7 protein-coding genes and 1 pseudogene are annotated in these 6,478 nt (G+C 55.9%); 6 read left to right on the forward strand and 2 right to left on the reverse strand.

All coding sequences use genetic code 11. The features are described 5' to 3' along the window. Positions 1-119 precede the first annotated feature (119 nt). The 5 genes from EO139_RS01660 to EO139_RS01685 all read left to right on the forward strand — a co-directional run bounded on the left by EO139_RS01660 (position 120) and on the right by EO139_RS01685 (position 4,171). Positions 120-524 carry a hypothetical protein gene (locus EO139_RS01660; protein ID WP_024939880.1) on the forward strand — a complete coding sequence of 135 codons (405 nt, stop codon included), beginning with the start codon at positions 120-122 and terminating at the stop codon, positions 522-524. A 146-nt stretch (positions 525-670) separates the two neighbouring features. After that, positions 671-1,228 carry a hypothetical protein gene (locus EO139_RS01665; RefSeq protein WP_126969126.1) on the forward strand — a complete coding sequence of 186 codons (558 nt, stop codon included), beginning with the start codon at positions 671-673 and terminating at the stop codon, positions 1,226-1,228. A gap of 822 nt (positions 1,229-2,050) precedes the next feature. Further along, entirely contained in the window at positions 2,051-2,533 is a 483-nt protein-coding gene (locus EO139_RS01675) for a hypothetical protein (protein WP_126969127.1), read from the forward strand. A 581-nt stretch (positions 2,534-3,114) separates the two neighbouring features. Next, a complete protein-coding gene (locus tag EO139_RS01680) occupies positions 3,115-3,453 on the forward strand; it encodes a nuclear transport factor 2 family protein (RefSeq protein WP_241235889.1) in 339 nt (112 codons plus the stop codon). 364 nt (positions 3,454-3,817) lie between these two features. Next, entirely contained in the window at positions 3,818-4,171 is a 354-nt protein-coding gene (locus EO139_RS01685; protein ID WP_126969129.1) for a SymE family type I addiction module toxin, read from the forward strand. Positions 4,172-4,253: 82 nt separating this feature from the next. Here the strand turns inward: EO139_RS01685 and EO139_RS21800 are convergent, their stop codons facing one another. Together EO139_RS21800 and EO139_RS01695 are read right to left on the reverse strand one after the other, a co-directional pair. Further along, positions 4,254-5,063: a peptidoglycan-binding domain-containing protein gene (locus EO139_RS21800; protein ID WP_343136460.1), complete on the reverse strand. Its 810-nt coding sequence runs from the start codon at positions 5,061-5,063 to the stop codon at positions 4,254-4,256. A 552-nt stretch (positions 5,064-5,615) separates the two neighbouring features. Next, complete coding sequence (locus tag EO139_RS01695; RefSeq protein ID WP_126969131.1) at positions 5,616-6,032, reverse strand: hypothetical protein; 417 nt, start codon at positions 6,030-6,032, stop codon at positions 5,616-5,618. A gap of 234 nt (positions 6,033-6,266) precedes the next feature. On the opposite strand from EO139_RS01695, the pseudogene EO139_RS21525 reads away from it, so the two are divergent. Then, positions 6,267-6,478, forward strand: a pseudogene (locus EO139_RS21525) (hypothetical protein); the annotation flags it as partial.

The raw sequence follows: 6,478 nt of genomic DNA on the forward strand, positions 1-6,478 counted from the left end.
TCGGCGCGGCTGACCCAGACCCGGACCCGGACCCGGATGAGCCTCCTCCCCCCGTTGGCTAACAATTCATTAAAGCCGACGCCGCTTCGCGGCGCGGATTAACTTAGGTGTTAGGCGTCATGGCAAATTCTGTACCAACCGAAAGAAAAGTCCTTCGCTGCATCTTCGACATGTATGAGGCATCGTTCCCCGTCGAAGGACCAAGCGTAGGTAAGACGATGATCGCCATCAATGTCGAGGCGGTAGCTCAGAAGCTCGGGTGCGACAAGAACATCCTGTTTGGGTATCTGCACTACCACTTGGACCACAAGTACCGATACAAGACTGGCGAGAACACTTTTGTACACTTGTTTACGCCTATAGTTGGCGAGTTACGAAACGCAGTCAACCTTCCATATCTGACGGCGGTTCTTGCCGCCCAAGAGCAAGAGCACTCCAAGTTCGCATGGTCCTTCGGTGTATCGCTAGTCGCGTTGGCTTTATCGGTCGGTGCAATAATCGCGCAGTTGGTAACTGCGAAATGACGGCTAACATTCGACCAAACCGATGCCCCTTCGCGGCGCGTCTTAACTTAAGCGTTAGGCTAATGACTAGACAATTTCGACACTTCTTACAATCATTCCGCTCGTACAAATCAAGAGTCGAGGCCGCGAAAAGGTTTACGCTTGAGATGAAACTCGAGCTCGATAGCCCTATCAGCACCATTTTTGCCCAAAAGGCGCGCCAAGTTGCTGACGAGGTTGCTCTTGCCGTTCCATCGCACTTGAAACTATATAACGGCACGAACGAAGAAAAGCTACACCAATTCGGGGGGAATTGTGGGAATGTCCACCTTCTGGTATTGAATTTTCTCAAGAAAAATTATCCAACAGTACCGGTAAACATAACGATTGGCAGCTTTACACCTGCCAGATCAAATGAGTTAGATTTTTCCCAAAAACGGTTCAAGGCATGGCTGAAAGAAAAGCCTGACGTCCTTGACTGCCACGTTTGGCTAACGATTGGCACGGGCTTCGTGCTTGACCTTACTCTTGCTACCTACATAAATACTCGACGATCTAAATGCCAGCAATGGGGCGGAACGTTGGCGGGAGATCACGACTCTATAGAGGTAGTAGGCCATCCAGAGATGCAGACGGCTTGTCCAAAGTTTGGGGGAAGGCTTTGCTATCACCCGGTTGCACTAGGACAAGATGCGCTCCGTAAGATTGGGCCTGCACCGGCCTAACAATTCATCTAACCCGACGCCGCTTCAGGGGCGAGGCCTAATTCAGGCGTTAGGCTGTGATAGAGAAAGTCAGTTGGTGGGTCCGGCTTCGGTAACCTCATAGGCGCGCATGCGGCCGAGAATAACTGAGTCATGTTCACTTAAGAAATCAACAGACCCCGTTCCCATCCATCGACATCGACTTCCCCGCAGAACGCACCACCACCCTGTAGCTCGAACGCATCGCAGCCACCACCCCGGTTGCATTGCGTCCGGATCTGGACATCGGTTACGGCGACGTACGTGTGACCGCAGACGCTATCGAAGTGACCGTGCACAGCCTTGTCCATGCCGATGCACCGGTCGGGTTTGTGGTGCTGGAGGATGCATTAGGAAAAGAGCTGGCCAGAACCGCGTTACCGGCGTCGGAGGCTCAGAGTGATTTAATGCCTAGGATTGCGGTTGTGGGGTTGGCAGTGCAGATTGGTCGCACCGGTACGGGGCGCGGCTGAGTCTGGTTACGGAAGGCGAGGTTGCTGAGGTGACGCAGAGTAATAACGCGCGGACGATGCCGTAAAAGCAGATAGCGAGCTCAAGCTTTGAATTCGCTAGATCTCTGCGTTAGGCCCGAAGGACGCCGGCGTATTAGGATTGGCGCGCAAGGACGCTGCCTAACACCTGTCGGCAGAGTCAGGAACACAGCTAAAGACGATGAGCTTGAAATGCTTGTGACGATTGACCGCGGTTAGGCAGTCGGCGAGGATAAGGTTATGCCGCGCTTAGGCGGTCCAATACCACTTATGCCACACGATCTCGCCATAGAAATATCCAACTGGAGATTACATGTCAGTTTTTAAGAAAGTTGTAGAGGCGCACGCCAACGCCAAGACCGAGGCAGAACACGCTGCTGCTGCTGCCGCAGCAGCGCGAAATACGAAAGAAGCCGAGTTCGTTGCCGACTTCAAGTCACATGTTCAATCTGTCGCCAAACCCATTTTTGAAGAATTTGCTGCTGACGCCATTGCTCATGGGTTTCCAGCCTCTGTCGAAGACGGTGAAGATGGAAAAGCCAATCCTTTTTATTCCTTGAGGCTTATCCCAGAGATGGACGCGAAATTTGGGACTAATAGAAGCGCCGAGTGCGTTTACGTCATTAAGGGATTAGTGGCAGAGCAGAAAGTTGAGCACGCTTCATATTTTGACCAGCGCCCGAACAAGAACGGTATCACAAAGGGTGCTTTCGGTATTCAGTCCATTAACAAGTCTGTGTTGGAGAGAGAACTTGGAGAATTCTTGTCCTTAGCGCTCAAAGCACGCTCCGCATAACCCGGCGGTCAAGCCGATCCGCCTTCGGCGGCCGGCTTACCTTTTCGTGTTAAGCCTTTTGGGTAAGATCATCGAATGTTATAGCAAGGACATCAAACTTTTTGGGGCCGAGCAGGAAACCGCTGTTCAAAGTGCCGTTGCGAGCTATCGCAAGATGCCGCCGCTACTAGTGCCGCGTGCACGTTGGGCGAGCAAGCTCACATTGTTGGGGGAAAGAAGGTGCTGACCGCTGGTAGGACGCACTGACGCTCGATGAGCGCAACAGCTACCACAACTTGATTTTGCTCTACCCAATGCACCACACAGAAATTGACAAGAACGAAGCCGATTGGCCGGTTCAAATAACGGGGTCAGGTTAGCTTTAAAAAGTAAACCTAGTCCCGGTAGTCGCGAAGCGCGGAATACTACTGTAGTCAATCAACGATGCTCTAGAAGGATTGAGACATATGAGCCGATCGATCATTGCCTTTTTTGTCTTCAGTCTCGTGCTTGCCGCGGGGCCATTGCATGGTCAGAACATCACAGAAAATGCCAACCAGACAGCAGTTGCCAGCAGTGCGTTACCCCACGAACTTGATCAAATGCTCCGCGACTATGAGAGCGCATGGCGTAAGGGCGACGCAAGCGCGCTTGCTGCGTTATTTGCGGAAGATGGCTTTTTGCTGCAGAGCGATCGGCCTCCAATCCGGGGCAGGGCAGCTATTGAAGCGGCCTATGAAGGTAGCAGCGGAGGTCCGCTACGTTTGCGCTCACTCGGGTTTTCCGCAGAAGGTAATGTCGCCTACATCATCGGTGCGTACGGCTACGGAGAAGCACCTGGTGATATAGGAAAGTTCACTCTCACACTGCATCGGGATTCCGGCAAGCGGTGGTTGATCTTCTCGGACATGGACAATCTCAATGCTTCGGCCAAACGGTAGTCCGCTACATGGTACGAAGCTAGCAAGAAGGGGAGCGATCTACATGTTCTTCGTAGTGGCCGCACTCAAAAAAATCACCATCACTTTGTAGCTCGAAGCAGTTGACATCCCAACAAACCCGCAGCAATCTCTACCACAAGGAGCGTAGAAACTCCTCAGAGAGCGGTACCCACCTCCGTCAAACCGGTGGGTTTTTTGTGCCTGCAGCATCTTGCGGGTGCAACCGACGCGATGCCTGCGTCGGGAGGGCGGCTAATACAACACCCTTCGGGGAAATACGCCCGCCGGCTCTCTGCGGTTTCTAACCTCCCGACATCCCGTTGCCAGCCGGCGGCGGGGCCTGTTCGTCAAGGAGGGCTTTGCCATGCGTCGATCCACGTCCCGTCCCAAGCCAGCGCGCAAGCGCGCCACGGTGCCGCCGCCCACCGAGGTCGTCTGGCGTTCGCTCGACCCAACGATCACGCCGCGGCCCTACCTCGACCGCCCCGCCATCCCCGAGCCCCGCCCCGATCCCAACAAGCCGCGCCGCCCAGGCCGCCCGCGCGCGCCGCAACACTGCACCGTCGGCTATGGCTACTACCCCGACAGCCACCAACGCATCCCCACGCTGCGCCTACGCGGCCGCTGGCTGGAACAACTCGGCTTCACCATCGGCAGCAAACTCCACATCCGCATGCGCAACGGCGAGCTGGTCGTCACCGTGGCACCTCCGGAATAACGCTGGCGCGCCGCGTACACAAACGCGTACACAAATTCGTTGGGTTTGGCCTGGTATGCCGCCGGTGAGCGGGGTTGCGACCTCACACCATTCGATGAGGTGGAGTGATCGAAGGTTCCTGTTGCTGTTCTTGCTGTTGCGCTTGTTGCTGTTGCTGTTGCGTCTCGCCAAGCGCCTGCAACTGACTCAGTGACTGCTCTACTGGACGTGCGATGGCATCGCTTGTTTTCATGTGCGCCGTCAGGTGGGCAAGGTTGTCGAGCGCCCCTTGAACAACAAATACGTTCCCGCCCTGCCGCACAGAACTTGTCTCGGTACTCAGCACGATGTGATCGATCCTTGATAGCCCGTTATCTCTGGCCAGATACGCGCTGCTTGCTGCTAGCCGGGCACTGTTGTCGTCATAGTCACGGCCCAGTCCCTGTTCCAGGCGGCGCACGGCATCTTCTGCCTGGCGATGGAGTGGGTCTTGTGATTGCACGGCCCCCTGGATGTTTTGATACGTCGGCGCAGTGTTGTAATCGTCCTTGTTCACCTCTGGCGGGAACGTGAGCGGAGAAATCTGCTGCAACGTTGCAGGGTCGATGTCTCCGGTCTGGGAGAGGCCATGCGCTTGCTGGTAATTGATAACGGCAGCCTGCATCGAAAGGCGGTAGACGCCATCTACTTGCAGCGGCTGATTGTCAGCACCTCGAAAGCCTTCGGCATTCAATGTCTGCTGCACCTGCCGCACCATCTCCGACGACTCACCGATACGGATTGTCCCGTCATCCACGAATAGCCTGGGCTCGATGCCGTGTTCCCGTCTTGCTGCATCGATGGACAGACGGCCACTTACGAGGTCGCCGACATAGTTTTCGTAATGTTGGTAGTGACGGCTATCCACTTCCATGTGCACGTGGATTGCGCCTGTCGCCTGCTTGCCTTGTACTCCCAACGCCTGGCCATACTCGACCTGGTCACCCTCCTGCACAAGGAGAGGGGACATGTGACGGACACGCAGGATGACATCGCCCCCTTCCCGATCCAGCACATCGACCAGGCCGGTTTTCGCGTTGACCGTTCCCACTACACCAGCAACAGGCGATGGAACATCCTGTGCCCTTGACGCAGGTCCAGAGGGCATTGCGGAGTCTTCAAGGATGAAGTCTTTCTTCAGCAATACCTGGCCTGGGCGAAGGCCATAGTCGTTCCCGACTTTGGCAACCTCGATTTCTTGGACCCCACCGCCAACCAGCGCCAGCGTGCGTCCAGGTTGCCCGCCAACCACTGTGCCATTGACCAGATGCGCACCGCTGTTGCTGTTGGGATGGTGCGTGACCAGGCCATCGAAGTTCTCGACAGCTTCGTTGTGATAACCCTTCTCCGCGTCCCACTCAAGTTGAATGACGCGATAAGAGACCTGCTGTGTTGCATCCTGTGCGGCCATGTGCCCACTCCCTGGTTAGTCCCTCAGGTTGATTGCGCGAGCCAGGTACCAACAGCCCTGGCTCCGTCTGAAAACGTAGGTATCTACTTCGTACTCCATGCCGAAGTCCACACTGCGGCCGTCACCGGCCATCGTCTGGATAGAGACCGGGTATCCCACCTTACTTTGGCGCTCTGGCTTCATCTCCCCTGGAACGACTCGATCAAAGACCTTCGCGTCCTTGAAATAACGATACGGGAATAGCTCCAGGCGGGAGCGACCTGTTCGCTTGGAGAGATGCGTGGCGGGTGACGTATCCGTTTCTTTTTCGACCGTGTGAGTTGGCACCTCATATTCCAGCGGATCGTCGGTGAAGCCGCGACGCACGCTCTCGTCGGCAGAGTCCGCATAGCGTTGCAGAAACGTGCCGAAATCTTTGGAGGGGCAAGACACAACCGGAGCCTTTGCAGCGTGTTGACTTGCATGCTCGCGCGGTGACGCGGTGGCGGGTGCAGGTGAGGTACACCCCGCTACTGCGGCGCAAAGCAATCCAACGAATGCTACATAGGCCTTTCGGTGATTAGCACCCATACCTATCGTTCCCTCTGCGCTTTTGGCTGTTGGCGATGCAGGTCGCCAGAATGGTCTGTTACGTGCATCTGCTTCCGCACGACCGCTGGAATTCTGATGAGGGTATCTGACCGCTGGACGTTGTGCGAATCCCTCCAAGGCGGCATGGCTTGTTCGCCAAGGAGAAGTCTGCCATGCGTCGATCACTTTCCGTTCAAGCCAACGCGCGAGCGCGCCACGGTGCCGCCGCCCACCGAGATCGGCTGGCACTCGCTCGATCCCTCGATCACGCCGCGGCGCTACCTCGAGCGCACCCCATCCCCGATTAG

The organism is Xanthomonas sp. BRIP62411 (assembly GCF_003993525.1).
GTDB lineage: Bacteria > Pseudomonadota > Gammaproteobacteria > Xanthomonadales > Xanthomonadaceae > Xanthomonas > Xanthomonas euroxanthea.